The 26126-nt window shown below is 41.1% G+C and carries 19 protein-coding genes; 13 read left to right on the top strand and 6 right to left on the bottom strand.

The window, feature by feature from the left end; translation table 11 throughout:
* The first annotated feature begins 110 nt into the window (after positions 1–110).
* The 3 genes from HGR01_RS31380 (at position 111) to HGR01_RS31370 (ending at position 4176) form a co-directional block, all read left to right on the top strand.
* Complete coding sequence (locus tag HGR01_RS31380) at positions 111–1343, top strand: RNA-guided endonuclease InsQ/TnpB family protein (RefSeq protein ID WP_045868900.1); 1233 nt, start codon at positions 111–113, stop codon at positions 1341–1343.
* Between the two features lie 289 nt (positions 1344–1632).
* The gene (locus tag HGR01_RS31375) at positions 1633–2508 is read left to right on the top strand and encodes an SDR family oxidoreductase (RefSeq protein WP_045868338.1); all 876 of its coding nucleotides are present in this window, start codon (positions 1633–1635) and stop codon (positions 2506–2508) included.
* 171 nt (positions 2509–2679) lie between these two features.
* Complete coding sequence (locus HGR01_RS31370) at positions 2680–4176, top strand: HlyD family efflux transporter periplasmic adaptor subunit (RefSeq protein ID WP_045868339.1); 1497 nt, start codon at positions 2680–2682, stop codon at positions 4174–4176.
* 239 nt (positions 4177–4415) lie between these two features.
* Here the strand turns inward: HGR01_RS31370 and HGR01_RS31365 are convergent, their stop codons facing one another.
* Positions 4416–7337: a pre-peptidase C-terminal domain-containing protein gene (locus HGR01_RS31365; protein ID WP_052335066.1), complete on the bottom strand. Its 2922-nt coding sequence runs from the start codon at positions 7335–7337 to the stop codon at positions 4416–4418.
* Positions 7338–7983: 646 nt separating this feature from the next.
* Between HGR01_RS31365 and HGR01_RS31360 the strand changes: the two genes are divergently transcribed.
* From HGR01_RS31360 to HGR01_RS31350, 3 genes are read left to right on the top strand one after another with little or no spacing between them, the layout of a single operon-like run.
* Positions 7984–8181 (top strand): hypothetical protein, encoded by a 198-nt coding sequence (locus tag HGR01_RS31360; protein ID WP_045868340.1) that lies wholly within the window; start codon positions 7984–7986, stop codon positions 8179–8181.
* 1 nt (position 8182) lies between these two features.
* The gene (locus HGR01_RS31355) at positions 8183–8566 is read left to right on the top strand and encodes a hypothetical protein (protein WP_045868341.1); all 384 of its coding nucleotides are present in this window, start codon (positions 8183–8185) and stop codon (positions 8564–8566) included.
* Complete coding sequence (locus HGR01_RS31350; protein WP_071989345.1) at positions 8566–9720, top strand: RNA-guided endonuclease InsQ/TnpB family protein; 1155 nt, start codon at positions 8566–8568, stop codon at positions 9718–9720. The genes HGR01_RS31355 and HGR01_RS31350 overlap by 1 nt, the downstream gene beginning before the upstream one ends.
* 99 nt (positions 9721–9819) lie before the next feature.
* On the opposite strand, the gene HGR01_RS31345 is transcribed toward HGR01_RS31350, so the two are convergent.
* From HGR01_RS31345 to HGR01_RS31335, 3 genes are all read right to left on the bottom strand, one after another.
* Entirely contained in the window at positions 9820–11280 is a 1461-nt protein-coding gene (locus tag HGR01_RS31345) for a S8 family serine peptidase (RefSeq protein ID WP_045868903.1), read from the bottom strand.
* Between the two features lie 483 nt (positions 11281–11763).
* Complete coding sequence (locus HGR01_RS31340) at positions 11764–13026, bottom strand: ABC transporter substrate-binding protein (protein WP_369792168.1); 1263 nt, start codon at positions 13024–13026, stop codon at positions 11764–11766.
* A gap of 155 nt (positions 13027–13181) precedes the next feature.
* Positions 13182–13370: a hypothetical protein gene (locus HGR01_RS31335; protein ID WP_045868343.1), complete on the bottom strand. Its 189-nt coding sequence runs from the start codon at positions 13368–13370 to the stop codon at positions 13182–13184.
* Between the two features lie 56 nt (positions 13371–13426).
* Between HGR01_RS31335 and HGR01_RS31330 the strand changes: the two genes are divergently transcribed.
* The 3 genes from HGR01_RS31330 (at position 13427) to HGR01_RS31320 (ending at position 17330) form a co-directional block, all read left to right on the top strand.
* Positions 13427–14185: a YebC/PmpR family DNA-binding transcriptional regulator gene (locus HGR01_RS31330; RefSeq protein ID WP_045868344.1), complete on the top strand. Its 759-nt coding sequence runs from the start codon at positions 13427–13429 to the stop codon at positions 14183–14185.
* Positions 14186–15426: 1241 nt separating this feature from the next.
* The gene (locus tag HGR01_RS31325; RefSeq protein WP_045868345.1) at positions 15427–15636 is read left to right on the top strand and encodes a hypothetical protein; all 210 of its coding nucleotides are present in this window, start codon (positions 15427–15429) and stop codon (positions 15634–15636) included.
* Positions 15637–16085: 449 nt separating this feature from the next.
* Positions 16086–17330 carry an FAD-dependent hydroxylase gene (locus HGR01_RS31320; protein WP_045868346.1) on the top strand — a complete coding sequence of 415 codons (1245 nt, stop codon included), beginning with the start codon at positions 16086–16088 and terminating at the stop codon, positions 17328–17330.
* 111 nt (positions 17331–17441) lie between these two features.
* Here HGR01_RS31320 and HGR01_RS31315 read toward each other — a convergent pair whose 3' ends face one another.
* Both HGR01_RS31315 and HGR01_RS31310 read right to left on the bottom strand, forming a co-directional pair.
* Positions 17442–21173 (bottom strand): PAS domain S-box protein, encoded by a 3732-nt coding sequence (locus tag HGR01_RS31315; RefSeq protein WP_052335067.1) that lies wholly within the window; start codon positions 21171–21173, stop codon positions 17442–17444.
* Between the two features lie 33 nt (positions 21174–21206).
* Positions 21207–21395: a hypothetical protein gene (locus HGR01_RS31310; protein WP_155538996.1), complete on the bottom strand. Its 189-nt coding sequence runs from the start codon at positions 21393–21395 to the stop codon at positions 21207–21209.
* Positions 21396–22287: 892 nt separating this feature from the next.
* Here HGR01_RS31310 and HGR01_RS31305 point away from each other — a divergent pair.
* The 4 genes from HGR01_RS31305 to HGR01_RS31290 are packed head-to-tail and all read left to right on the top strand — an operon-like array spanning position 22288 to position 25915.
* Entirely contained in the window at positions 22288–24483 is a 2196-nt protein-coding gene (locus tag HGR01_RS31305) for a transglycosylase SLT domain-containing protein (protein ID WP_045868349.1), read from the top strand.
* On the top strand, positions 24483–24689 hold the full coding sequence (locus HGR01_RS31300; RefSeq protein ID WP_155538998.1) for a hypothetical protein: 207 nt from the start codon (positions 24483–24485) through the stop codon (positions 24687–24689). The genes HGR01_RS31305 and HGR01_RS31300 overlap by 1 nt, the downstream gene beginning before the upstream one ends.
* Positions 24671–25507 carry a twin-arginine translocase subunit TatC gene (gene tatC, locus HGR01_RS31295; protein WP_045868350.1) on the top strand — a complete coding sequence of 279 codons (837 nt, stop codon included), beginning with the start codon at positions 24671–24673 and terminating at the stop codon, positions 25505–25507. Before HGR01_RS31300 ends, tatC begins: the two co-directional genes overlap by 19 nt.
* A gap of 57 nt (positions 25508–25564) precedes the next feature.
* A complete protein-coding gene (locus tag HGR01_RS31290; protein WP_045868351.1) occupies positions 25565–25915 on the top strand; it encodes a tRNA-binding protein in 351 nt (116 codons plus the stop codon).
* The last annotated feature ends 211 nt before the right edge of the window (positions 25916–26126 follow it).

Genomic DNA, 26126 nt, shown 5'->3' with positions numbered 1-26126 from the left:
TGAAAACCTTGTGGCTTTAGCCCTGTTTACGCCTCATTCACTCTTTCTATGCCTTGGTATACTTATGCTATTTATGTTAGCATAAGCATGTGGTAAATTGGTCGATGCCCATGATTGTTTACGAGTTCAAAGTCAAGGGAAAAGACAAACAATATCAGGCGATAGACGAAGCAATTCGTACTAGCCAGTTCATTCAAAATAAGTGCTTACGCTACTGGATGGACAACAAAGATTCAAAAGTAGATAAGTACGCATTGAATAAATACTGCGCTGTATTAGCTGCAGAATTCCCCTTTGCTGATGAACTCAATTCAATGGCTAGGCAGTCTGCGGCTGAACGTTCTTGGAGTGCGATAGCTAGGTTTTACGATAACTGCAAGAAAAAGGTTAAAGGTAAAAAGGGGTTTCCAAAGTTCAAGAAAAACTGCCGTTCAGTGGAATATAAATCAACTGGATGGAAGCTTTCATCAAGCAGGAAAGCCATCACCTTTTCAGACAATAAAGGTATTGGAACTCTGAAATTAAAGGGAACCTATGACCTTAATTACTATGACATCAAGCAAATTAAACGGGTGCGCTTAATGCGTCGTGCTGATGGATATTATGCCCAATTTGCGATTGATGTTAACGTCAAAATCGCAACTCAACCTACAAATCAAGTAGTGGGTATCGACTTGGGGTTGAAGTACTTCATTGCTGACAACAAAGGTAATGTTGAACCATCTCCCCAGTTTTACCGCAAGTCACAAAAGCAATTAAACCGCGCCAATCGCCAAAAATCCAAGAAGTTCAGCAAGGATAGGAAAAAAGCCAAACAACGGCAATCAAACAATTACCACAAGGCTAGAAATAGATATGCCCGGAAGCATTTAAAAGTAAGTAGGCAGCGAAAAGAGTATTGCAAGAGATTGGCGTACTCCGTCATCCAATCTAACGATTTGGTAGCCTACGAAGATTTAAATGTGAAAGGGTTGGTTAAAAATCGACATCTAGCTAAATCTATTTCTGATGCTGGCTGGTACACTTTTCGCAGTTGGTTAGAATATTTTGGACACAAATATGGAAAGGTGAGTGTTGCAGTTCCTCCCTACAACACAAGCCAGAATTGCTCTAACTGTGGCAAGAAAGTGAAAAAGTCTTTGTCTACTAGGACTCACGTTTGCCCTCATTGTGGATACACAGAAGACAGAGATATCAACGCAGCAATCAACATTTTGAGGCTAGGACTCAGTACCGTGGGACACACGGGAACTTACGCTAGGGGAGATTTGCCCTCTTGGGCGGTTGGCGCAAGCCTGCTGTCTAACGGCGAGTCGATGAACCAAGAATCCCCTCACCTTTAGGCAGGGGAGTGTCAATAAGATAGATAAAGTGCGACTTATTTCTATTTCTATAGTTAGTGTGAGGATATCTTGAGCATGATGATTAACTGAATAAATATGCTCATGGGCTAAAAAACATCTAATTTGCATATATCTATGCCGTCAAAATCTTATGAAGATGGGCATTTTACCCAACTAATTGATGTAATAGCGATATGGAATAGCTGATTTCATGTGCCAGCATTGATCGATCGCATACCAAGCTTTCCGACAACTATCAAAACTGCAAATATTGATATAAGGTCATTCTATGATTCTAGTCACTGGAGCCACCGGGGGAATTGGTCGCAGAGTCGTGCGACTATTACGCCAACAAGAGAAATCAGTGCGAGCATTTGTGCGTCTGAGTTCTCGTTACAGCGAATTAGAACACCGAGGAGCCGAAATCTTCATTGGTGATTTACGGCAAGATAAGGATATTCAACAAGCTTGTAAAGGTGTTGACTATATTATCAGCGCTCACGGTTCCGGTAGTGATGCTTTATCCTTAGACTACCGCGCCAATATTGAGCTAATTGACCAAGCAAAAGCTAATGGAGTCAAGCATTTTGTTTTGATTTCCGTATTGGGTGCTGACAGAGGCTATGAAGATGCGCCTGTGTTCAAAGCTAAACGCGCTGTAGAGAAATATCTAGAAGCTAGTGGCGTGAACTACACTATTTTACGTCCGGCCGGATTAGCATCAAACTTGCTACCATTAGCAGAACGGTTTCGTGAAACAGGGTTGTATCTGCTAATTGGCGATCCCAAAAATCGGACTTCGATTGTCAGTACAGATGATTTAGCTAAAATAGCGGTCGATTCTTTGACAGTGGAAGGCGCTCGTAACCAAACTTTAGCAGTAGGAGGGCCTGAGATTTTAACCCGTGGTGATATCCCGCAAATTTTTGGTCGCATCTTCAACAAACAGCCAATAGTAATTAATGCGCCCCTATTTGCTATTGATGGATTACGCAGTGCTTTGGGTTTATTTAATCCCCAAACACAACAAGCTTTGGGAACCTATCGGACTTTACTCGCCAATGAATTTTTCTGCACAAAAGACGAAATAACCAATTTAGAAAAGATTTTTAACTTTCAATTGGAAACTTTAGAAAATTTTGTGCGGCGCTATTTAGCTGTTTGAGGAATAAGGGATTGGGGATGAGGGAGATGAGGGAGATGTAGACGCTTTGCGGCTTCCCGCAGGGTGGGAGAAACAATAAACGACAAATCCCATTACCAATTACCAAGTTTACCCCTTGCCCCATGCCCAATGCCCCATTCCCAATGACAAAGGACAAATAACAAAACTTCTATGAAATATTCCCTAGTTGCGAATGCTACTCAAGCGCGTCAGACAAAAGAGCGATTTGCTAAACCAGATGAACAATTGTCTTATGAATTGGGTAAGGCAGTACAGGAATTGCCACCGTTATACACTAGATTGTTGGCGGGAACGGTTAGCCTGATTGTATTTGGGGCGATCGCATGGGCACATTTCTCGGAAATTGATGAAGTAGCGATCGCGTCAGGGGAATTAATTGCATCTACACAAGTCAGGCCCATCACCTCTTTAGGTGGTGGCACAATTATTAAAATTAAAGTTAGAGAAGGCGATCGCGTTAATAAGGATCAAGTTTTAATTCAACGCGATCCAGATTTACAACAAAGTGATGTGAATCGCCTGGCTAAGTCTACTCAGTTGATTCAAGAAGACTTACAGCGTTTGGATGCTGAACGTGTGGGAGTTAAAAGTACTGGGACAAAAATCCAAGATGAGTTGTTAAACTCGCGGCTTACAGACTTCCAAGCGCGTCAAGCAACTGCGGAAGCGGAAGCCAATCGCCAGCAAGCAATTATGGCTCAGGCTAAAGTGCGACTCAATCGGTTACAAGAAAACCTCGTTAATGCCAAAACTAGTTTAGGTAATGCCAAAACTAACTTAATTAACGCGAAAACTATCAGTTTGAAAACAGAAAATAATTTGGCGATCGCGCAAAAACGAGAACAAAGCCTACGCACTTTGATGACTCCTGGTGCTGTACCCAGAGTTGATTACCTAGAGGCGCAAGAAAGATTAAATCGGGCTACTACAGAAATTACCAGGTCTAAAGATGAAGTAACTAACGCTCAAAATAAAATTATCGAGGCACAAGATAGAGTTACATCCTTAGAAAAAGATATCGCCGCCCAAGCCCAAGAAATTCGCCAAGCCGAAGAAGCTTATCAAGCCGCACGCAATCAAGCACAGCGTTTAGCTTCAGAACGCCAAAGTGAAATTCTCTCCCAAATTAACAAGCGCAAAGAAGAACTCACCAATGTTGCTGGGCAATTAGAACAAGCTAAAAAGCAAGAAGACGATGAAACAATTAAAGCCCCCTTTGCAGGCACAATTTACAAAATTAAAGCCACTAAAGGGCCAGTACAAGTTGGTGAAGAGTTACTTTCAATTTTGCCAGAAGGTGAAGAGATGTTATTAGAAGTCAAAGTCCTCAACCGCGATATCGGATTTATCCGCGAGGGGATGAAGGCAAAGGTAAAAATGGCAACTTTTCCCTTTCAAGAATTTGGTGTGATTGAAGGTGAAGTGGTGCAAGTTAGCCCCAATGCAGTTACTGATGAAAAATTAGGTTTAGTATTCCCCACCAGAATTAAACTCAATAAACATTCAATTACTGTCCGGGGTCAAGAAGTTGCATTTACCCCAGGGATGGCTGCTAATGGTGAAATTGTCACTCGTAAAAAGTCGGTTTTAACATTCATTATGGAACCAGTAACCCGACGCTTTAGCGAGGCCTTTTCTGTGAGGTAGGATGAGAATTAATAATTGTCGGTTAAGGGTAAAAAGGGTAATGGGAAAAGGGAAAGAAAAACTTTTAACCTTTAACCTTTTTACCGTAACTAATTTTGTATTCAAAACGCTTAACCGAGTTGTATTGGATGAGAATTCAATAGGTTTTGGCTAAGTTTTGATATTCCTTGTATTTGGTAAAAAGGGGAAAGGTTTGATTACCCTTTCCCCTTTTCCCCTTAACCAAATATCTTACAGCTTTATGCTGATGCTATCTTGTTAAAATTCAACTTGTAACTACTATCCACTGACAGCTTGTTGCCAAGAGAATCTAGATAGTTGGTGGCATAAACATCGATATAGTAATTACCTGCAGCTAGATTAGAGAGATTAAACGATTCTGATGTGGTACCAGTATTAGCAGAAGTGGCGATGACTTCTCCTGTATCAATCAAGCCATTATTATTGGCATCGTAAATTAACCTCATATCTGCATTCGCAGTCAAGTTATCGAGAGTTGCTGATATCGTACCTGTACCACCTAGTTGAATGCGGTGGAGTTGGTCAGTAAATTCGCTATTGACGACATAGGAATAATATCCGCCTGTGAAACTAGTCCCTGCGGCTACGACATTGCCGTTGTTATAGTTATAAACCACGTTAGCCAGGGAACTTGGAGTTCCACCTAAAGGCAAACTATAAGGTTGGGCTGCACCAAAGTTAACATTCCAACCAATATCTCGCAGCGCCGCTAGAGACAATTGGCTAAAGGACGAGGTTGCGCCTTTGGTGATATGAGTCATGGTTTCGCTACCAAAGACTTCCTCTTTCCAATGGATATAGTCAGAACCTTCGCCGATACCCGTTGTCATGGGGATGGCTGTTTGGCTAAATGTTCCTCTTAATTCCCCATAAACCCAGCCTGCATAAGTATTGGCTTTATAAGTTCCCGTAGCTGGATCAACAGCTGAACTGTTGAGTAAGCCGACAAGTCCTAAAGCGTGACCAATCTCGTGAATAATTATATCTGGAGTATAATTAGCAACCGTATTTAAGGTATTGAGATAGCCACTACTGAGTGTTAATTTCCCAGAAGTCGGTATGATATGACCTTTAGCATCTGTGGCTGTGGTTAAATAGTTACCTTGAGCTAAAGTACTGCCAGTGATGGAAGTGTCTTCAACAACTGTTAATGCAAAAGTTTGAGCAGTATTGAAACTGCTATAAGCGATCGCACCCTTCCAGAAGTTAATTGCCTTTTGAATCGTAGCTTGTGCAGTGGCGTTGATGTTGCTACCAAAGGAAGGACTAAGAGAAAAACTCAAATTATCGCTAGCAGTAGGGGTAAAGTCCGTGCTGAGATTATAGTTAGCAGTTTGATTGTTATAGCTCATCACTTGCAGATAATAATTACCTGCATCCAGAAACCGACGAATAGATTCGCTAATAGTACCACGTTCCCATTGCCAAGCGAGAATCTCTCCAGTATCTAAAACTCCAGTTGTAGAGTTGTAGAGTTGAGCAGTATCAATCGCACCACTGCCATTAATATCTTTAATTAAGCGAACATCAGCATCGCTAGTTAAACCAGTTAAATTGGCTGTAAACACACCAGACTGATTCACACTAAAACGGTAAAAATCATTAATATCTGTAGCACTGACTTGTTCACTCCGCGAGAAAACGGCTGAGTTTTCTACTTCAGCATTACCTAAAGAATTACCTGGATCTGTTGAAGGAGTAGCAGAAACAGTCAAATTATAGTTAGTGGCAGTACTACCCGATTGATAAACTTGAATATAATAGTTACCCGCACCTAATTTCAGGCTCATAGATTCTGCTGTCGAGCCAGCATTAGAGCTAGTTTGAATCACTGCTCCATTACTGTTAAGCAGTTGCACATTAGCATCTGCAGTTAATTCGTTCAGTGAGAGGTTAAAGTCGCTATAAGTCGATAAGTTGAACTCATAATAATCATTCAAGTCAACAGCACTGAGGCGATCGCGGAAATTACCACTACCACTCACTGTACCCATCTTAAAAGCATTAGCAGTGGTATTACCAGCAATATCAATAGCAGTTGGTTCGCTCCAGTTAGTACTAACGCCAGTAATTTGCCAGTTAGCATCGGAAACGCCATCAAAGAATACACCGTTGAGGAGTTGAGCGCTACTCATGTACCATAAGGCATTTTGCCCATTAGCAGAGTTACGCCATACGATGTCTGAGTAACCATCATTATTGAAATCAGCCGTTCCCTCAATTTTCCAGCTAGTATCAGTAACGCTATTAAAGAATACACCGTTAAGAAGTTGATCGCTCTTCATATACCACAAGGCATTTTGCCCTGTAGCAGAATTGCGCCACACGATGTCTGAATAGCCATCCTTATTGAAATCACCCGTTCCTTCAATTTTCCAGTTAGTATCAGTAACGCTATTAAAGAACACACCGTTGAGAAGTTGATCGCCCTTCATGTACCACAAAGCATTTTGCCCTGTAGCAGAATTGCGCCACACGATGTCTGAGTAACCATCATTATTAAAATCAGCCGTTCCCTGAATTTTCCAGTTAGTATCAGAAACGCTATTAAAGAACACACCGCTGAGGAGTTGTTCGCCATTCATATACCACAAGGCATTTTGCCCGTTAGCAGAGTTACGCCACACAATATCTGAATGACCGTCATTATTGAAATCACCACTTCCCTCAATTTTCCAACTAGTATCGGCCACACCATTAAAGAACACGCCGTTGAGAAGTGTATCATTATTCATGTACCACAAGGCATTTTGCCCTGTAGCAGAGTTGCGCCACACTAAGTCTGTTTGATGATTTTGAGTTGATACAGAAAGACTGTAATTAGTCTCAGAATTATTAGTACCTTGGTAAACTCGAATGTAATAACTTCCAGCATCCAGAATACTATTAATTGATTCAGATATACTGTTGGAATTTGCCGAAATAGCAATCAATTCACCACTACTGTTGAGTAGTTCTAAATTCGCATCGGCAGTCAAATTATTGAGGCAAAGACTTAAGGCACTGCGACTAGTAAAATTCAAACCATAGTAATCGTTATTATCTCCAACTCCCACCCAATCGGTGAAGCTTTGGGTGCCGGAATTAAGATTAAAACCTAAAGCTGTATTTAATGTATTACCTGCATTGTCAGAAGGCATAAATATACCTATATTATTGGGCTAAATTACCCCCTTGAAGACCTTGCTAGCTAAAGGTTTCATCAGGAAAAAAAGACAGAATTGATTTGATTCTGCGCTGTAGTAATACAAAATAGCCTGGGTATACCTGCCCATTTTTAAATAAAAATATGATTATTTATCAGTATATTTTCGTTATTTGTAGATAATAATTAAGCCAAAATATGGCGCTATTTCTATGTTAAAATTCGGCAATCAATATTTATACTTGATACCCAAAGTCTTAAATTAACAATAGTATTCAGTAAATATCACGGGTAACAAGGGGAATGGAAAAAGGAAAAGAAAAAACCTTTAACCCTTAACCTTTAACCTTTTCCCCAACATCAATTTTGAGTTCACAACGCTTAACCGAGTAGTATTGGAACACTAATAAATTCGTCAAAAATAACTGATGTATTAATTTAAATTAGGAATAAGGTTTTATTAGGGTATTTTTACTTAAATAAATAATATTTTTGATACTTAAACTTAAAATTTATCAAAATAAAATTTATAAATGTAAATTTTTATACAAAAATCGATAAAATGGGGAAATTTATCTGTCGATGGCTTTCATTTATGGATACGTAAGCGATCGCATAGTAAAGATTTTGAGTACTGCACTTTGAAAGGCTGGTGTGCTTATACCAATTTGAATCAAGAATGCGAGAAATGGGTAGGGGTCAATACCACTCACTTTGAAGAATGTAGAGATAAGTGGGATGGAAACGATTGGACTCCTGATACCGAAGGATCTGAAACTGGTATCTGTGAATCCAATTTTGATTTTGACGCTTGGGCAGAAGAATACGAAGGAGAGTGAAATGAGAATATTAGTTAGAACTTGGCACAAAGTAAGAGTTGATGGTCAAAAAGAGTTTCAAGAAAAGAATTTCTTGAAGTCTGTAGAATTGCCAGATAATGCTGTAGAGCAAATACTGCAATGGGCGAAAGACTATCAGACAAATTTACTCATCCGTAAATATAAAAAACCTGCACTAACCTTCTCGCAATCTCAGTCTCAAGACCATCTAGTTGCAATGAATCGAATTTTTAGACAACTACAAGAAGATGGACTGAACTCAGAGGATGAAAGATTGGCTATTGGGTTTCTGTTTGGACAATACAGAGATAATCCAGAGCTAATAGATTTGCAAGTCGCTTCTCAGTTTTTTGTTGAAATCGAACAAGAAAGGCAGACAGCATAATGAAACGGACTGTTAGTATCCCAGTTGACTTACCAGCAGAAAGGCTTTTGCCTCTGATGAATCAGTGTGCAGAAATATTTAACGCACACGTTGATTGGGCTATCGCTAACAGTACCTACAACAAAAATAAGGCACACAACGAACTGTATCACCTGTTAAGGGTTCAGTATCCAAGTGTGCCTTCTGCTTTGTTGCAAACAGTCAGAGATAATGCACTTGAAGCAATTAAGGCAACCAAGTTTAAGAGCTTTCCCAAGAAAAAACCAACATCAGGATTAAGGTATGATAAGCGCACCATGACGCTGAGAGGAAAACAATTAACTCTTAGTTGTATTGGTAAGCGAGTTACCTTAATTCTTGATGTGCCTGATTATTTCAAGGAGGTTTTTGAGACTTGGGAGTTTTGTGGGGCAACTGTCACTTATACCAAAAACACTAATCAATTTTGGGTGAGACTGGTTTTTGAGACAGAAGACCCGCAACAAATAGAAGGACAGATTCAAGGAATTGACCGAGGTTTGTACCATCAAGCTGTAACCTCAAATGGTCAATTTTTTAGTTCTTCTAAAATTAGAAAAGTGCAAAGACGTTACTTATACAATCGTCGCAAACTCCAACAAAAAGGCACTCGCAGTGCCAAGCGTCGTTTAAAAGCGATGTCTGGTCGTGAGAAGCGGTTCATGAAGGATACGAATCATTGTGTAAGTAAAAAGTTAGCCAACCAACCAGGAATAGCGGTCTTTGTGCTAGAGGATTTGTCCAGCATTCGCACACAGCGAAGGGGCAAGAAAATGAATAAATGGTTGGGCAGTTGGGCTTTTTACCAACAAGAGCAATTCTTGACTTACAAGGCAGAAGCACTGGGTAAGCGAGTAGTTCATCAAGACCCTCGTTACACTTCCCAGAAATGCAATATCTGCAAGCACATTCGCAGGACGAACCGCCACAAGTCTAGATTCCATTGCAAAAACTGTGGACATCGGACACACGCGGATCTCAATGCTGCAAAAAATGTCAGGGATGATTACATTCTCTCCTCTACCCAGCGCAAAGTCGGAGCGGAGGTTTCCTCCGATCTGAACTTTGCAAGAGAAGGGACAGAGGAGCAGGCATCAGTCAATATGCCATACGTTTCAGCCGATTCTTTCGGTTAGTTACAAGCCCCATCCCCTTGTGGGTGGGGCGGTTGACCGAGATTTAGCTCCCGACTTTCTCAAAAAGTCGGGGAGCTGGACAGTAGCGTTTGCTGTAGGCTAAATGTTAACGAACCATTTCCGCAATTCATCCACTTGTTCTTGGAATTGTCGCAGAATTTTTTCTATATCGGTTGCTGGCTCATCATCATTTTTTGGCTGATCTTTCAAGCTGTTGTAACTGCTGCTATTGAAATCGCTCTCATAGTATCGCAATTGTGACCAGTTAGCAGCCTGAAAATTATAATTGCTTTCAGCCTCAGAGGTAATATTCAAGCTGAAATCAGAGAGATGATTATCATTGAGGGGACTAATATTAAAGCTAGAAGTAGACAGTTGTGTACTATTAGCTGCTATATCTGCAATGAACTGACTAAGAACGGAACCAGCACCGAAGCCAAGGTTGGGATCTGAGCTATTATTACCTGCAGTCTGTGTGAGAATTTGCCGGACTTGAGCATCTGTTAGCAGAGGATTAGCACTCAGCATTAACGCTACTACTCCAGCAACGTGGGGAGTTGCCATTGAAGTACCACTATAATAACCATACTGATCGCCAGGTAGTGATGAGTAGATATTTACTCCTGGTGCTGTGACGTAGGCGAGTTGAGAGATTCCTGGTTGGTTAGAAAAGTCAGCAATTTTATTGTTCTGATCTACAGCTCCAACTGCTAGTCCCCACTGGTCAGCATAGCTGCCGGGGTAAGATATGACGGGTAGACCATTATTACCAGCAGCCATCACCACAACGACCCCTTTTTTGCTGGCATATTCTATGGCTGATGCTAGGGTGCTGTTAGGAAAATTGCTTCCAAGGCTGAGATTAATTACATTTGCTCCTTGATTGACAGCATAGTAAATACCATTAGCGATAGAGCTAACCGAACCTGAACCAGCATCATTAAGAACTTTTACAGGCATAATTTTGGCATTATAGGCAACGCCAGTCACACCAACACCATTGTTTTCTCCAGCAATGGTGCCAGAAACATGAGTACCATGACCATTTCTATCGATGACTTCATTGGTGCTTTCTATAAAGTTCCAACCGTGAATATCATCAATGTAGCCATCGCCATCATCATCTATGCCATTACCAGCAATTTCTCGAGTATTAGTCCAAATATTATTTCTTAAATCTATATGGTTGTAGTCAACCCCAGTATCTAGAACAGCAACTACAACGCCTTGACCTGTATATCCTCTCGCCCAGGCTTCTGGTGCTTTGACAAAGTCATCACCCCAATTTTCGCCACCAACATCAGGAACATCAGCAAAGGTATTTTGACCAATAGCTTTAGCAACTGCTGCTGACGCATTTACCAGACCATAGCCTGTAGCAGAGTCATAACTTTGGGTATTAAAAGTATCGTTACTATTAATTGTTGCGTCAAAACTACTACGGCTACTGTTGTTTAAGCTGTAGTTATCTCGAGGATTAAAAGTATCTACTGAGGAGATAGGAGTGACATTTAGCCCGTTATCAGTTAATGATTTTTGATTAGTATACTCAAGGGGCATAAGTAATTTTTCCTCAAAGATAAGAAAATTTTTGACAGCCAAAACTTTTAAAACCTCTGTCATTAAGAGGCTTTAAATAACAACAATTGGTATTGCCAATAATTACTATGAAATTAAAGAAAAAAAAGATATTTTAATTACAAAGAAGTTGTGAAAAACTGTAAAAAAATTGGGATTATATAGGAAGAGGATTCGAGTTATGAAAAAATCTCAATTACCAGTAACGCACGAAAATTTAGACCAGAGATGCGTTACGCTATCGCTAACGCATCTTACGCATTACGCACATATAAGACTTACGCAAAAGTCACTTAATTACGTCATTACGAGCGCAGCGACGTAATCGCCTGAAATTCTGGGATTGCTTCCCTACACTTCGTTCCGGTCGCAATGACAAATTTTGCTTGCGTAAGTCCTGACATAATTGCAAAAATTAAATACGAGTCCTATATCTTATCTGTATCACTACACCCCAGTTTTGTATCATTTAAAAATTAAATCTAAACGTTGCTGGGTAATATTTAGGGCTGCTGTTGGAGAATTTTTACCTAACAATACAGATTCAATTGCCCGACCTAGATTATCAGAAATCCTGGTGTAATTGGGAAAAATAGGACGCGATCGCCCATATTTTGCTTGGTCTAAAAATACCTTAAGTTGCGGGAATTTCCCAGTAAATGTTTGATATTTAGCACTTTTGCGGGATTTTAAATTGACAGGTAAATAGCCAGTGCCTAAGGCTAGTTCTGTTTGAAATGCTTCACTAACCGCATACTCAGCAAACTTAAAGGCGGCTGCTTGTCGTTGGGGAGTGGTTTTAAACAGGAACAAATTTTCACCACCAATACTAGTGGCAGGATTTTGTTGAATGGGAATAGGAAAAACTCCAAAATCTACACCACTTTGTTGGAATTCTCCCAAACTCCACGGGCCTGTAACTTGCATAGCAACTTTACCGCTAACCAAGGCATTAATTTCATAACCCCGTTCTGGTTCGGATAGCATAGCGGAACCATCGGCAATTAAATCGTGCCAAAATTGCAAAGCTGCGATCGCACCTTGATTATCTTTTAAATTTACACTTGCGGCTTGCTGGGATTCTCCACCAATCAATTCACCGCCGCCACTCCACATAAAGGGTAACCAGGTAAATACAGTAAATTCGCCTTTCCCCAAAGGTAGCAGCATCCCATAACTATCAATTTGCCCATCACCATTGGTATCGTGAGTTAATTTCTTAGCTACTTGTCTTAACTCTTGCCAAGTTCGGGGTAATTTTTCAATTCCTGCAGCTTTGAACAAACTGGGACGATAAAAAACGCCAACATTATTTGTCGCAAAGGGAACTGACCAAATCTTGCCCTCATATTCCATTGATGTAAATAATGTGGGGTCAATTTCGTCTTTAATCGGGGAATTTTCTAGCAATTCATCCAAAGGAGTTAAAGCATCAAGTTCTACTAATTGACCAGCAATGGTTGGGTTGTACCACAATAAATCAGGAGGTGCATTACCTACTACAGCCGCCAAAATTTTTGGCATTTGCTGATCCTGCTGTCCCACATACAGCGACTCTACTTGAATTGTGGGATGGGTTTGGTTAAATTTATCTACCAGTTTTTGCAATACATCTCGATTTGGTGGTGGATTTACCCCTTGCCATAAGGTTATATGAACCACCTGTGCATCTGCGACTCGCCTTTGGATCACTTGACATCCTGTGACAACTAATACGCCTACAAGCATCAACAGCAACCAGCGTTTGAGGTGGCGAGAAAATATCTTGCTGTGTCGCTGGGGAAGGCGAGGAGGCGAAAAAAAGTTATACATAGCCTTGATTAATCATCAACTATCAAAAGCGATCGCCTCAACTTTTTACACCTTATTCCCAGATTGCACAATCATCTTAAGTTAGGGATTGGGGATTGGGTAATGAGTAATGAGTAATGAGTAATGAGTAATGAGTAATGAGTAATGAAAATTTCTCCCCTTACTTCCTCATCTCCCTCATCCCCCTCATCTCCCTCATCTCCCTCATCTCCCTCATCTCCCTCATCTCCCTCATCTCCCTCATCTCCCTCATCCCCCAATCCCCCATGCCCGGCTATATCTTAATCTGGAGATAGAGTCTAGATAAATTTAGGTTATGGCGGGACATAGTAAATGGGCAAATATTAAGCGTCAGAAGGCGGTTGTGGATGCCAAAAAGGGTAAAACCTTCACTCAGCTTTCACGGGCGATTATTGTGGCGGTTAGAAGCGGTATTCCAGATCCAGCAGGGAATTTTCAACTGCGGACTGCGATTGATAAGGCCAAGGCGGCTGGTATTCCTAATGATAATATTGAACGGGCGATCGCTAAGGGTGCGGGGACATTTGGCGGTGATAACTCTAGTTTTGAGGCGATTCGCTATGAAGGTTACGGCCCCGGTGGTGTAGCAATTTTAATTGAAGCCCTCACAGATAATCGTAATCGTACTGCTGCGGATTTACGTGTGGCTTTTAGTAAAAATGGTGGCAATCTTGGTGAAACTGGTTGTGTTAGCTGGATGTTTGACCAAAAAGGCGTTTGTATAGTCCAAGGCATAGTTGATGAGGAACAGCTTTTAGAAGCATCCTTAGAAGGTGGGGCTGAGTCTTACGAAATGGCTGAGGACGAAATGGCGGAAGTTTTTAGTGCAGTAGAAAATTTAGAGACTCTTAACAAAACCCTCAAAGATCAAGGCTTTAAAGTAACTGATGCGGAATTGCGCTGGATTCCTAGTAATTCTGTAGAAGTGACAGATTCCGATCAAGCGCGATCGCTTCTGAAATTAATTGATACTTTAGAAGGTTTGGATGATGTACAAAATGTCACATCTAATTTTGAAATGGCAGAAAACCTGATGGCTTTGAGTATGGTTTAGTTAAATATTTATTAATTTGTTGTCTAAATCACATTGCTAAAAATAGACATACAAATTTCATAGAAATTGCAAACTTTTGACATAAGGCTATGGGATGCTTTGATTGTTCATATATATATGAATCATCACCAAATTTGTCTAATCCTGTAGCCGTTTTCGCACTTCCAGCCCTAGTCAAGATTTTTTTGCTCAGAGTATTACCTAGTAGATAAAATTTGCTATGGCTATTAAAACAGTGTCACCAGAGTAATGAACAACCTCTAAGAGAACAGAGAACACACAATGCTTGATGCCAAGATAAGGAAAAAAGGAGAAATCCCAGAAAAAACATTTAACCCTTACCCTGCAAGCTTTTCCTCAAATCGAATTCAAAGTTAAAAATGCTGTAATTTTTATTGTCGAGCAAAAAGGAAGGTATAATTGTATAAAATTTTTCTATAAATAAAATCATAGCCAGACATAGCATTTGCGGGAAACGTAGTCACATAGCTATCGGCAAAAACAATTTCTTCAGAGAATAATATAAAAATCTACATATAAAATTCATATAAATTACAAGATATTGGCACAGTATTTTGTCATACTAATATTGTCTGTTATTGAATGAGATTAACATCTCAGAGAGAGGCGTTAGCTTGAACTTAATTTCTCGCTTCAGCCTTAGCTGCTACTCACAAGCTTGTTTAAGACCAAGTCATTTGAGGCTCCTACGCAGCAGACTTTAGCAAGAAACTGTTAAAGCTAATCTTGAAGTTTGATAGCAGATATATATTAATTTTTGATTTTCCCGTAACTACACACTATACCATTTAGACCTGGTGCCTCTGGCAGCGGGTTTTTTTGTGTTCTGGATTGAGTAATTACAGCAGATCGCAACTTTTTGATACCAATTAAAAAAATGATTGCGACAGATAGATTTACAGAAGTCTCAATCAGAGGACAATTCTCATGTTGCTAAATTTTGGTGCATTGTTATTAAACATGAAGATAAATTTTACTGAGTTTTCTATTTCCAGAATCCATCGTAATTAATGAGATTTTTTTATGTCTAGGTAAAAGCCAACACAATATATGAAATTATGCCATAAGCAAATTGTGAGAAACTAGTAAATCCATAATGTAAATAAGTTTTTTTTATCAAACAAATTACATCAAAAATTCATAGGAATAACAAGACAAAGTCATATACCTTTGGGATAGTTAAATTGTTCAGATTTGAATCAAGGAAATCTCCAGCTACCATGAATAAATTCGTTAAAGGTGTATTGTTTGCTTTAGTAATTGCTACCCCTGTAGCTATTGCTGCGCCAAGTTTTCAAGCTGAAGCTGCCACTCAAAATACCACTCATCATCTGGTAAGTTCTAAAACTAAAAGTGGTAAATCTTTGAAGCATAAACATCTCAACCACCATCTAAAGAAACATACAAGCACAAAAATTAACAAAAAGTAAATTATTACTTTTTTAAAGAGTTGATTTCAGAAATATTGGAACAATTACCCAATATTTATAGTTGCTTTGTGTCCAATTTTTTCTTTATTTATCTTCGCTCAAAATTCAGAATATTAAACCTCGCTACCGCGTTAGTCATTAGCGAGGTTTTTTCTTGTTTAAACAGATGCATGAAGAAGGGGAAGGGGAAAGAGGGGAAGGGTTAAAGGGGCAGGGAGCAGGGGGAGAATTATCTGTAGCTCTGATTTAGAGCATTGGTAAGCTAAACCACATCTAGTTTGCATAATCTGAAATTATATATTTCTTGTGGGGTAGGCATCTTGCCCGCCCAATATATGCAAGTTAAATGTGGAACATCTAATTAATCTAAAATCTAAAATGGTATAACTTGCTCTAGACCACGCGATCGCGTAAGAATAATAGTTAAGATGCTGTAACTTGTCTTAACAATGCCGCAAACTCTCACCCCTCCCCAAATATCCACAGACAAACGGGGATACGACTATGATTTGGTAATTGTAGGCGGCGGGATTATTGGATTAACCCTAGCCTCTGCTTTAAAAGATTCTGGCTTGAGTATACTGCTGGTGGAAGCGAAAGTAGCGTCAGCCGCAGTTGCTAAAGGTCAAGCCTACGCAATTCACATGCTTTCGGCGCTGATTTACCAGGGAATTGGGATTTGGGACAAGATGTTGCCTCAAATCGCTAAATATCAGCGTGTACGCCTATCTGATGCTGATTTTTCAGAAGTAGTGGAATTTGAAACAGCAGATTTAGGTACACCAGAGTTAGGTTATGTAGCAGAACACCAAGCGCTGTTACAGCCGTTGCAAGAATTTGTGCGAGATTGTGCGAATGTAACTTATATATGTCCGGCAGAGGTACTAAGAACAGAGTACCAAAAGGACATAGTAGCTATAGAGATTAAGGTAGCCGAAGAAATCCGCACAGTTCGCAGTAAATTAGTGGTAGCCGCAGATGGATCGCGATCGCCAATTCGCCAAGCCGCGCAAATTAAAACTCACGGCTGGAAATATTGGCAATCTTGTATCGTCGCCTTTGTTCAACCAGAAAAACCCCACAATAATACTGCTTACGAGAAATTCTGGACTAGCGGGCCATTCGCGATTTTACCTTTACCGGGGAACCGTTGCCGCATTGTGTGGACAGCCCCCCACGCCGAAGCTAAAGCCTTATGTGAATTAGATGACGAGCAATTTTTAGCAGAACTTAGCCGTCGCTTTGGCAATCACATGGGTAAATTGAAACTATTAGGCGATCGCTTTATTTTTCAAGTGCAACTCATGCAAAGCGATCGCTATGTCTTACCCCGATTGGCTTTAGTTGGTGATGCAGCCCACAATTGCCATCCTGTAGGCGGACAAGGTTTAAATCTCGGGGTTCGTGATGTCGCCGCCTTAGCCCAAGTCATCCAGAAAGCCAACGCCTCTGGCGAAGATATTGGCAAAATTCAGGTACTCAAACGCTACGAACGCTGGCGACAACGAGAAAACCTGACAATTTTAGGTTTCACCGATTTATTAGATCGGATGTTTTCTAATAACTTCCTCCCCGTGTTGTTAGTGCGTCGCCTAGGCTTATGGATTATGCGCCGAGTCCCAATCCTCAAAATCAACGTTCTCAAATTGATGATTGGGTTAAAAGGAAGAACTCCAGAATTGGCGAAAAGGTGAAATTTTTATGGGGCATGGGGCATGGGGCATTGGGCATTGGGCATGGTAATGGTATTTATCTCCTTTTCCCTTTCCCCCTTTACCTTTCCCCAGTCCCCAATCCCCAACCCCTCAACAACTCCGCCACTGATTCCGCCCTACAGCTTGAGCAATTGTGGCTGCTAAGTCTGATGGGTTGATGGGCTTGGTAATGTGGGTTTGAAAACCGGCGGAAAGGGCTTGTTGTTGGTTGATTTCTCCGGCATAGGCTGTCAGGGCGATCGCAGGAATTTGTCTGCCTATTTCTGATGGCATGGATCTGAGTTGCCGAATCAGCATATAACCATCCATATCTGGCATTCCAATGTCGCTTAATAACACATGGGGCTGAAAGTGGGTTAAAGCCTGTAACGCTTCCAAAGCCGATCGCGCTTGCATGACTTCTGCTCCCGATTCTTCCAAAATGAAGCTAATTAATTCTCGGGTATCAACTTCATCATCAACTACGAGAACTTTTACACCCTGCAAGTCTGGCGAGAAGTTGATTGCTGGATCGCTGCAATTGCTGGCTAAATTTAGCTGGATGATTGGCAGGGTGACGGTAAAGGTTGCCCCTTGCCCTTCTCCGGCACTTTCGGCTTTGACTGTGCCTCCATGTAACTCTACTAAGTGACGGACAATAGCTAACCCCAATCCTAAGCCGCCAAATTTCCGGGTACTGGTGCCATCGGCTTGGCGGAAGTAGTCAAACACATAAGGTAAAAATTCTGGGCTAATGCCTTTACCTGTATCCCGCACCTGCAACTGCACTTGAGAAGCTTGGTATTCTACAGCAATTTCTATCTGTCCATGTTTGGGGGTGAACTTAACGGCGTTAGATACTAAATTCCAGACGACTTGTTGTAAGCGCGCCGAATCACCAACCACAGGAGCCATATTTGGTTGCACTGAAACCTGTAGCTGAATGCATTTGGCTTCTGCTGCTAGTCGCACAGTTTCAATCGCAGCGTTGATGGTTGCTGCTAAATCAACTTGAGTAATATTTAGACTCAGCTTGCCTTGGAGAATGCGAGAAACATCTAGTAAATCTTCTATCAGTTCAGTTTGCAGCTTGGCATTACGTTCAATAGTTTCTAAAGCCCGGGCTGTAGTGGCTTCATCATACTTTTGAGTTCGCAGTAATTGCGACCACCCCAAGATAGGGTTGAGTGGTGTACGTAGTTCGTGGGAGAGAACTGCTAAAAATTCATCCTTGACGCGGTTAGCTTGAATTAATTGCTCTGTTTGCTGCTGTAATGAAGCCATCAGTTCAGCACGTTCTAGCGCGATCGCAATCTGGTCGGAAGTGGCTTGCAACAGCGCTATCTCTTCTGGGGTAAACTGAGTGCGAGTGCTACTGCCAAAAGACAGTACACCGAGTAACTTACCGCGCGCAATTAACGGTTGGGCTGCATAAGCTGTAATTTTCAATGTGCAGAGTATTTGAGTATTGGGATGGGTAGAATGCTGCACATTGTTAACAATAATTTGTCGGCGCGTTTGGGCTGCTAATCCACAAACTGCTTCCCCAAATTCTAGCGATTCAATCAATGGCAATATTTCCTCATCAATCCCACTCCACGACTTCAACCGCAGTTTTTGCCGATTTTCTTGGGTATCAATTAAATAGTTGAAGTAAAACTGTAATTCCATCTGCGCTGAGAGTTTGGCGAATAAATCGCTCATCAACTCTAGAGGATGCTCAGTAGAGAGCAAATCGCTGGCTGTTTCTGAGAGTAGTTTTAGGCGATCGCTATGCTTTTGTAGTGCTTGTTCTGCTTTTTGGCGTTCTCGTAGTGCCCGTTCGCGTTCAGTAATATCAACTGCGACTCCTCCCACTAAACGTTGCCCAGAGGGATCGGCAATGGGAAATTTATATACTAAAAAGTCGCCAGTTGAGCCATCTGGCAAGGGGGCTAGCTCAATTGCTTCTACTACTTCATTTGTCTGGGCTACCTTTTGAATGTTTTTCAGAAATTTTTCTGCAATTTCTACCGGGTAGAGGTCGAAAATACTTCTACCGATCGCATCGTTGGTTAATAATTTGAATGTGCTACTGTAAGTAGGGCTTAGGTAAACTATCCTGCCTTTACTATCAGTAATCCAAGCGGCAGCTGGGCTGTTATCCATAAACGCCTGAAATCTCGCTTCGCTTTGGTGTAGAGCTCTTTCCGTTTGTTTACGGCTACTAATATCCAAAATAAACGCCACTGACTGCTGACGTGATTCCCGTAGTAAGGAATACCCTACAACCACAGGCACTCGGGAACCATCTTTACGAATAAATTCTTTTTCATAGGGAGTACAGGCTCCCTTAACATGAGCTTCGGCAATTCCTAATTCATCACAATCAAAGTATTCTGGTGGTGTAATATCAACCCACCGCAGTTGTCCAGTTTGCAAATCGGTGCGACTATAACCAATAATTCTTAAAAACTCATCATTGGCTTCTCGGATACTACCGTTTTCATCGCCAAAAATAATTCCCACTAAATTCGCTTCAAAAAAACTCCGCAGCCGTTCTTCGCTAGCGCGTACTGCTGCTTCTGCTTGTCTGTGTGCGGTGATATCCATCATCGTCACTAACACACTGTCAAATTCAGCAGTTGGTGGCGGAAAGGTAATTGTAAATAAGATATTGAGTTGCTTTCCTTGCAGGGTTTGGAGAATTGTTTCTGATTCCAAATAGTTTTGCCCAGCAACTAATACCAAAAGTTCTTGAACAAATATTTCTACTGTTTCTGGGACAAATATTCGGTGCAGGGAACCCAACAGTTGATTTTTGCCTTCAGCGCCAAACATTTTGACGGCGGCGTTATTGGCATTCACAATTCTCACTGTGCCAATTAACTGTTGCACAACATCAGGATTTTCCGCAAAGAAGGTGGCAAAATCTTCAATACCTTGGGCTTTTAAAGTATCTAATGCTGTTTTGACGAGGGAAAAATCTTCTTCAAAAATTGCTACACCTGCGGCTTCAAAAATGTAACGGTATTTCCGTTCTTGGATTTTGAGCGCAGCTTCGGCTTGCTGGCGATCGCGTAGCGCTACTTGCTTGTCGCTAATATTGTGAAAATATGACGTTATTCCCTGCTCAGAGGGATAAACATGGATATCGTACCAGCAGTCACAAGGTTGATAATAAAATTCAAAGTGAATCGCCTCTCTGGCGGCGAGACATCTATGATATTGCTGGTAAACTTCTGTATTAACTAATACTGGGCACAACTCCCAGAGATTTTTACCCAATAATTCATGGCGAGGCTTACCTATGACAGACTCTCCGCCTCGGTTAATGTAGGTAATACACCAATTACAATCTAAGGCATAGAAAGCATCGGTCATGCTTTCTAAAATGTTGGTAACTTGCTGTTTGGTGGCTGCTAGCTCATCTATTAATTCTTGTTGGTGCAGTAAAGTAGCCTGGCGCACTTGACGCATCTTCAAATTGACTTCAATCCTTGCCAATAATTGAGAATCAGAAAATGGCTGGCTGAGATAATCATCAGCACCAGCCGCTAATGCTGCTGTACAAATCTCTTCCTCAGCCTTTGCTGATAACAAAAAGACAGTTAAATCTTGCGTTTGGGGATGGGAACGCAGCGATCGCATCCACTCCCATTCATTGCTTCCTGCTAGCATCACATCCGCGATGACTAAGTCAGGAAGCGGCTGTTGTTGGATTGTACTTAAGGTATCTAGTCCCTCTCCTACCTGCACCTCATACCGTTGGCTTAACAGCTGCTGCAAGCGGCGCATTTCTGTACCGTTGTCAGCCAAGAAAATTTTGGCGGCAGGGGTATTTACCTTTGCTTCCCAAGTCACAGTCTCAGCTCCTAATTATTAAAAGTACCTGGACTAGGAGTGCAGTAACTCCTCAATCTGCTTCAAAGGCAACTGTAATGGTTGTTTCCATCTCTTCTGCCGACAGTTTCCTGTTTCGAGAGCACCTCTTAATTGGGTAGTTAACTGTTCTGTGGACAGATAAATTTTCTGCCGCAGAACACAACCTAAATCTGAAAAATTCAGATATTTTATTACAGGCATCTTATGTTTTTTATGTTTATATATAGATTGAAGATTAAAACAAATCTCGTGTTCTTGGTCTCTTACCTAAGAAATATTTTAATGATTAATATCATTCTTAATTATGTATATTCCCGATGACAGAAGAGACCATAGGCTTATCGCTGAGTAAAAGCCATGAGTATTTTGAGAGATTGTTTTGATAATTATTAAGATTAGTTCTAGCTCTAATCTTAACCATTATTTAATATTTTAATAAAGATTGTATATCTATAAACTTACCAGCATTTCATAGATAATTATTCCTAAAATTACTGAGATAATTTTGATTTAATTTGCATTAATTGATGACTATCAAAATTTTCAAAACAAATAATTTACCAAAAGCTGAAGCTATTTTTATTAAAAATAATAACAATTTATTTCTACATATTAAGATAGCAATTTTACTCAAGAATTACTCACCAGCCAGGAGAATTTTTCTCAATCAAAATATGGTCAATAGCTATTATCTATTAAATTGGCTGAGATTTATGATTGCGTCTGCTTTGCCTACTCTATGGTGAATACAACATTAATCAAAAGTTGGAGATTTAATTTATCAAATAGGCTCCAGGCAAAAAGAATCGCCCACTACCAGCAAATTGAGAGTGAACAAAGAATAAAACTTAACTTTTATTAAGTGTATTTAATTGCGAAATTTTCGATTAGAATAGCCTATCCTATACTGAAAGATAGATTTGATGGGATCGCTGATGAGATAAAACTCATGACAATCCGGGATCAACCTATCATTAACAGGCTTTACAGCTTTGTGCATCAGATTAAAAAGCAAAAATGGAAAAGTGGCAACACTGACCGCTACTAATGTTAAAGTTTCAAAGACTTCATCTGAAAATTTCAGCGGGTATTCATGCTGAAGCAGCTTAAAAAAAATCCAATTCCTGTAATTGCCGGTGCTGGACTCTGCGCTTTCTTAGCCGGGGCAATGGTTTCAGCACCTCAGCTTGGAAAATCTGTAGGGCAATGGCTAAAGTACGGCAACGAGAAAACTGAGCAAATATCAGAGGCTAGCAAAGCGAAATCAGCCGTTTATCCCCTGGTATCCAAATCTCTACCAGAACGGGCGGCAAAATTAGCAGAAATCGCCGAAAATTCGCGTTCTCCAGACCGAGAACGGGCACGTTATTTATTGGCGAGTGACTATGTTGAAAGAACTCAAGGGAAAAAAGCCCTAGTTTTACTCCAAGGGTTAGAAAAAGAATATCCTATTCTCGCCCCTTATATATTACTGAAACAGGCACAAGCTCAAGATTTGCTGGGTGAAGATGGCAAAGCCTCAGACTTGCGGCAGAAAGTGCTGAAACAGTATCCCAAAACAGCAGCCACAGTCAAAGCCATCTATTTAATCGCCCAACCAAAACAACAAGATATTGCGATCGCACAATTTCCCACTCATCCCTTAACCTGGGAAATTATTCGCAAACGCTTAGACGAAAATCCCCAACAGCCACAATTGCAGTTAAAGTTAGCCCAATATGCAGCTGACCAACCTGGAACCGTGGGAGTATTGGATGATTTAGCTAAGGAGTCAACTCTTAAACCTGAAGATTGGGAAATTATTGGTACAGCCTACTGGGCAAACAATCAATTTGAGAAAGCCGCAAAAGCTTACGCCAAAGCACCCAAGACACCCCGCAGCCTTTACCGTGCTGGACGTGGTTTGCAAGTAGCAGGTAAAGAAAGAGATAAAGCGATTGCAACTTATAAACAATTAGTACAACAATTCCCCGAAGCCCCAGAAAGCGGCACAGCCTTACTGCGGTTAGCAGAAATGGCGAAAACTCGTAAAGATGCCTTACCTTATCTTGACCAAGCGATCGCAAAATTTCCTAATGTCGCCAGTCAAGCAGTAGTAGAAAAAGCCAAAATCTACCAAACCCTCAAAGATAATAAATCAGCTGCCCAAGCCTGGCAATTACTGATTGGCAAATACGCAAATTCCGATGAAGCCGCCGAATATCGCTGGAAAATCGCCCAAGAAAAAGCCAACGCTAAAGATTATATCGGTGCATGGCAATGGGCAGAACCAATTCCCACCAACAACCCTACCAGTATTTTGGCTCCTAGAGCAGGTTTTTGGGTTGGTAAATGGGCAACTCAGTTAGGGAAACAGCAAGAAGCGAAAACCGCTTATGAATACGTCATTAGCCAGTTTCCTTACTCTTATTATGCTTGGCGATCGGCAGCAGTCTTAGGGCTAAATGTCGGTAACTTTAATAACCTGCGGCAAATGCAGCCCGAAGTTGTCCCACCCCAGCGTCCCGTCCCCCCAGCCGGTTCTGAAACCTTCAAAGAATTGTATTTGTTAGGACAAGATAGAGATGCTTGGTTGCAATGGGAAACCGAATTTGTCAATAAAGACCAACCCACAGTAGCCGAACAATTCACCGAAGGCTTAATGCAACTAGCCAGAGGCGAAAATAAATTAGGAATCGACACAATTTCTAAATTAGAAGACCGAGAAATTCCCGAAGAAAAAGCCGAATATCAAACTCTTAGCCAACAGATCACTTACTGGCAAGCCCGTTATCCCTTTCCCTATGTCCAAGAGATTGAAAAGTGGTCAAAAGAACGCCAAATCAATCCCTTGCTAGTAACTGCTTTGATTCGCCAAGAGTCGCGCTTTGAAGCCAACGCCAAATCCGTAGCCAACGCTATGGGCTTAATGCAGGTATTACCCTCCACAGCCCAATGGATCGCCCCACAAATCAAGGTTGATGGCAAAACCTTAAAGCTAGAAGATCCCAACGACAATATCATGTTGGGGACTTGGTATTTGGATCATACTCATCAGCAATATAGCAACAACAGCCTGTTAGCGATCGCTAGTTACAACGCTGGCCCCGGTAACGTAGCCAAATGGCTGCAAACCCTACCCACACAAGACCCCGATGAATTTGTCGAAAAAATCCCCTTCGACGAAACCCGAAATTACGTCCGTCAAGTATTAGGCAACTACTGGAATTATTTACGACTATACAACCCAGAAATTTCTGCCCTAGTCGCGCAATATTCCAGCGAACACCCGAAATTACCTAGCAAGTGATGGGGATTGGGGACTGGGGACTGGGCGATGAGGGGGATGAGGGGGATGAGGGGGATGAGGAAGCAGGGGAGAAATATTTATTACCAATTACCCATTCCCAATGCCCCATGCCCAATGCCCCATGCCCAATGCCCCATGCCCCATGCCCCAGTACAATAGTTAGCAAATGTTGCCTAATTGCTGAACCATGTCGCCACAAAATTTAGACACAGAAACTCAGTCCGATTTACCGGAAGAATACCCAGAGATATCTGCTGCTACTCCAACCGAAATTGACGTAGAGGTAGATAGCGATTCTGAGGCTGATCCGCTTGATGATTTACCTGGTGAAGTCGAAATGTCCTTTTTCGACCACTTAGAGGAGTTACGCCAGCGGATTTTCTATGCGCTAATTGCTGTTGCAGTAGGTATTTTTGGCTGTTTCTTATACGTCAGGCCGATTGTTCAGCTGTTAGAAGTTCCCGCACAGGGAGTAAAATTTCTTCAACTTGCGCCTGGGGAATATTTCTTTGTTTCTCTGAAAGTTGCAGCCTATAGCGGCTTAGTACTTTCTACCCCCTTCATTCTTTACCAAATTATCCAATTCGTTCTGCCCGGTTTAACTCGTCGCGAACGTCGCTTATTAGGGCCTGTAGTTTTAGGTTCCAGCGTGCTATTTGTGGCAGGGTTAGTATTTGCCTATTTTCTACTTATCCCTGCTGCTTTAAAGTTTTTCATCAGCTACGGTGCAGATGTAGTAGAACAACTTTGGTCAATTGAAAAGTATTTTGAATTTGTCTTGTTGCTACTATTTAGCACCGGGTTAGCATTTCAAATTCCTGTTATTCAACTATTACTTGGTGCTTTAGGAATTGTTTCTTCTAAACAAATGTTTGCTGGTTGGCGTTACGTCATTATGGGTGCAGTAGTTTTAGGTGCTGTCCTCACACCATCTACTGACCCCCTCACCCAAAGTTTGCTAGCTGGCGCAGTTTTAGGACTTTATTTTGGTGGGATTGGCTTAGTGAAGGTGATAGGGAAGTGATTGGGGAATAGGGCATAGGGCATAGGGCATGGGGCATTGGAAATTGACAAATAACAAATGACAAATGACAAACCTAAACAAATCACCTATGACGACTTTGAAAAAGTCGAAATTCGTGTTGGTAAAGTTATTCAAGTTGCAGATTTTTCTGCAGCACGAAAACCTGCTTATAAACTTTGGATAGACTTTGGCGATTTGGGCATTAAAAAATCTAGTGCCCAAATTACTAAACTTTACCAACCAGAGAATTTAATTAACAAATTAATATTAGCTGTAACTAACTTTCCACCCCGCCAAATTGCAGATTTTATGTCTGAAGTTTTGGTATTAGGCGTAGTTCTTGATGGTGGCGAAGTAGTTTTAATTCAACCAGATAGAGATGTATCTTTGGGTAAAAGAATTTTATAAGCAAATACAGTTCAGTTAAGAAAATTAATTGATAACAAAACCAAAAAACTAGTTACTCAACAAGAAAACAGAACAATAATTTTGGAGGGGGTTTGGGGGACGCAACCGTCACCCAATCGGGGGTTTGGGGGAGAATCCCCCAATTGATCTGGCTTTTTTAATAAGTAACAAATCAATCACTAATGAGCTTAACCCAAGCTGATTGTTTTAT

Source organism: Tolypothrix sp. PCC 7712 (assembly GCF_025860405.1).
In the GTDB taxonomy this organism is placed as follows: Bacteria; Cyanobacteriota; Cyanobacteriia; order Cyanobacteriales; family Nostocaceae; genus Aulosira; species Aulosira diplosiphon.
Note: the sequence above shows the minus strand (reverse complement) of the source record. Positions and strands in the feature narration are given on the sequence as shown.

Excerpts from the sequence above, each read along its gene's own strand:
- HGR01_RS31330 (WP_045868344.1), top strand. The coding sequence starts at position 13,427 with ATGGCGGGACATAGTAAATGGGCAAATATTAAGCGTCAGAAGGCGGTT.
- HGR01_RS31340 (WP_369792168.1), bottom strand. The coding sequence starts at position 13,026 with ATGCTTGTAGGCGTATTAGTTGTCACAGGATGTCAAGTGATCCAAAGG.
- HGR01_RS31355 (WP_045868341.1), top strand. The coding sequence starts at position 8,183 with ATGAGAATATTAGTTAGAACTTGGCACAAAGTAAGAGTTGATGGTCAA.
- HGR01_RS31290 (WP_045868351.1), top strand. The coding sequence starts at position 25,565 with ATGACAAATGACAAACCTAAACAAATCACCTATGACGACTTTGAAAAA.
- HGR01_RS31375 (WP_045868338.1), top strand. The coding sequence starts at position 1,633 with ATGATTCTAGTCACTGGAGCCACCGGGGGAATTGGTCGCAGAGTCGTG.
- HGR01_RS31300 (WP_155538998.1), top strand. The coding sequence starts at position 24,483 with ATGGGGATTGGGGACTGGGGACTGGGCGATGAGGGGGATGAGGGGGAT.
- HGR01_RS31380 (WP_045868900.1), top strand. The coding sequence starts at position 111 with ATGATTGTTTACGAGTTCAAAGTCAAGGGAAAAGACAAACAATATCAG.
- HGR01_RS31365 (WP_052335066.1), bottom strand. The coding sequence starts at position 7,337 with ATGCCTTCTGACAATGCAGGTAATACATTAAATACAGCTTTAGGTTTT.
- HGR01_RS31370 (WP_045868339.1), top strand. The coding sequence starts at position 2,680 with ATGAAATATTCCCTAGTTGCGAATGCTACTCAAGCGCGTCAGACAAAA.
- HGR01_RS31350 (WP_071989345.1), top strand. The coding sequence starts at position 8,566 with ATGAAACGGACTGTTAGTATCCCAGTTGACTTACCAGCAGAAAGGCTT.
- HGR01_RS31305 (WP_045868349.1), top strand. The coding sequence starts at position 22,288 with ATGCTGAAGCAGCTTAAAAAAAATCCAATTCCTGTAATTGCCGGTGCT.
- HGR01_RS31310 (WP_155538996.1), bottom strand. The coding sequence starts at position 21,395 with ATGCCTGTAATAAAATATCTGAATTTTTCAGATTTAGGTTGTGTTCTG.
- tatC (WP_045868350.1), top strand. The coding sequence starts at position 24,671 with ATGTCGCCACAAAATTTAGACACAGAAACTCAGTCCGATTTACCGGAA.
- HGR01_RS31325 (WP_045868345.1), top strand. The coding sequence starts at position 15,427 with ATGAATAAATTCGTTAAAGGTGTATTGTTTGCTTTAGTAATTGCTACC.
- HGR01_RS31345 (WP_045868903.1), bottom strand. The coding sequence starts at position 11,280 with ATGCCCCTTGAGTATACTAATCAAAAATCATTAACTGATAACGGGCTA.
- HGR01_RS31320 (WP_045868346.1), top strand. The coding sequence starts at position 16,086 with ATGCCGCAAACTCTCACCCCTCCCCAAATATCCACAGACAAACGGGGA.